We start from the raw sequence: 664 nt of genomic DNA, 5'->3' as shown, positions 1-664 counted from the left end.
GGCTGACCGACAGCGACGCGTTGCCGTCACCGCCGATGATCTCGACCGTGGGGATCGACGTGTATCCGGACCCGTCGTTCACGGTGTAGGACCACGACGTCACTTGGCTTCCCGAGCCGGCGACGGTTCCGCCCGGATCGATGATGCCGTCCCAGCGCCGATCGTAGATCCCGGTCCGGGTCGTTCCGGTCTGGTCGGTGGTGAAGCTGAGGAAGCCTTCGAGCGTGACGCTCCTGGCGCCGATGACGGTCGACTTGATCTGCGTCACCTTCACGTCGTCGACGCCGTCGAGCGGCGCCCGCACCGTCACGGTGCCGCCGCTCTTGCCGCCGTGCACGTCGATGGTCGACGTCGGTTGCAGGTCGATGCCGCCCGTCTTGGTGGCCGCATCCCAAGACTTGGTGCCCCAGGCGATGCCGAACGTCACGTCGCCGCCACGCTCGTCGGAATGCTCGGTGGAGGCGAGGATGCTGCCGCCGCTCTGCAGCGTCACCGCGTTGTAGCCGTACAGCGCGACGTGTCCGCCGGCCTGACCCGTGCCGTCCGCCGTCCGCCGCTGGTCGTCGCCGTATCCGTTGGCGCGGATGGTGCCACCGATGATGACCTGGCCGTTGAAGCCGCCGGCGGCGCTCCAGCTCTGATCGTCCGCCGTGAGGGTGACCGA

The 664-nt window shown here is 68.7% G+C and carries 1 protein-coding gene; it reads right to left on the bottom strand.

Features of this window, described 5'->3' with window-relative positions; all coding sequences use genetic code 11:
• A partial coding sequence (locus ABTU92_RS29595) for a hypothetical protein (protein ID WP_408095116.1) occupies positions 1-664 on the bottom strand: 664 nt, incomplete at both ends.

The organism is Rhodoplanes sp. SY1, assembly GCF_046000175.1.
In the GTDB taxonomy this organism is placed as follows: Bacteria; Pseudomonadota; Alphaproteobacteria; order Rhizobiales; family Xanthobacteraceae; genus Rhodoplanes.
This window is presented reverse-complemented; position numbering and strand designations above follow the sequence as displayed.